We start from the raw sequence: 1,352 nt of genomic DNA on the forward strand, positions 1-1,352 counted from the left end.
AGTCCCGGCCGATCCGCCTCGGCCCGCGCTCGGTGGCCGCGCTCGTGCTGGTCAGCGCGATCGGCGTGGCCGCGTTCGGCTGGCCGCTGCTGGCCGACTCGGAGTCGGGGCTCGCCCACTCGCGGGACGCGCCCTGGCTGTTCGCGGCGCTGCTGCCGCTGCTGCTCGCCGTGGTGGTGGCGACGATCGCCGACACCGGCCTGGACGCCAAGGCCATCGCGATGCTCGGCGTGCTGGCCGCGGCCGGCGCCGCGCTGCGCCCGCTGGGCGCGGGCACCGCGGGCATCGAGCCGATGTTCTTCCTCATGGTGCTCTCGGGCCGGGTGCTCGGGCCGGGCTTCGGGTTCGTGCTCGGCGCGGTGGCGATGTTCGCGTCCGCCCTGCTGACCGGGGGCGTCGGCCCGTGGATGCCGTTCCAGATGCTGGCGATGGGCTGGGTCTCGATGGGCGCCGGACTGCTGCCGGGCCCCCACCGGCTACGGGGCCGCGGGGAACTCGCGCTGCTCGCCGCGTACGGGGCCCTGTCGTCGGCGCTCTACGGCCTGATCATGAACCTCCAGGGCTGGCCGTACATCGGCGGCCTGGGCTCCGGCGTCTCCTTCGTGCCCGGCGACCATCTGCCGGAGAACCTGTCCCGCTTCCTCGCCTACCACCTGGCCACCTCGCTCGGCTGGGACCTGCCGCGCGCCGTCCTGACGGTCGTCCTCGTGCTGACGTTGGGCGGCACCATCCTGGCGGCGCTGCGCCGCGCCACCCGGCGGGCCGCGTTCGACGCGCCGGTCGCCTTCCGGCCGCACGAGGGCGCGCCGCGCCCCGGCCGAACGCCGTAGACGTGGCCGGATCGCCGCCGACACTCGTTCGGCGCCGCCCTGCCTCGATCCGTCGCGCGCGCCGTTCAGTCGAGGACGAAGGCCAGCTCCGGCCGGTCCCAGGCGACCGACGGCGGGTTGGCGCGCAGGGTGCCCACGCGCCGCGCGCCGACACTGCGGTAGAAGCCCTCGGCCGGCGGGTGGGAGACGACGCGGACGCTGGCGATGCCCTCGGCGCGCGCCTGTGCCTTCATGTGCTCGGCCAGCCGCCGCCCGATGCCCAGGCCCTGCGCGAGGTCGCTCACGAACATCAGGTCCAGCTCGGGCGGGTCGAGGACCAGCGAGTAGAACCCGAACAGCCGATCCGTCGCGTCCACCGCCACGAAGACCCGGTGGGTCGCGATGTAGTCGGGGCCGACCCGGTAGCCCGCCACCATCGCGGCGTAGCGCCCCTCGTACGCGGAGGAGCGCCGGACCAGCGTCGTCAGCCGGCGCGCGTCCGCCGCCGTGGCTCGTCGGATCGTGACGTCCGTTCCGCGCAAG

At 75.4% G+C, this 1,352-nt stretch carries 2 protein-coding genes; one reads left to right on the plus strand and one right to left on the minus strand.

What is annotated here, in order from left to right; genetic code table 11:
* A partial coding sequence (locus tag KUM32_RS40335) for an ECF transporter S component (protein ID WP_217146664.1) occupies nt 1–830 on the plus strand: 830 nt, incomplete at its 5' end.
* A 65-nt stretch (nt 831–895) separates the two neighbouring features.
* On the opposite strand, the gene KUM32_RS40340 is transcribed toward KUM32_RS40335, so the two are convergent.
* Nucleotides 896–1,351 (minus strand): GNAT family N-acetyltransferase, encoded by a 456-nt coding sequence (locus KUM32_RS40340; RefSeq protein WP_217146665.1) that lies wholly within the window; start codon nt 1,349–1,351, stop codon nt 896–898.
* Nucleotide 1,352 lies beyond the last annotated feature (1 nt).

The organism is Streptomyces sp. AC627_RSS907 (assembly GCF_019049165.1).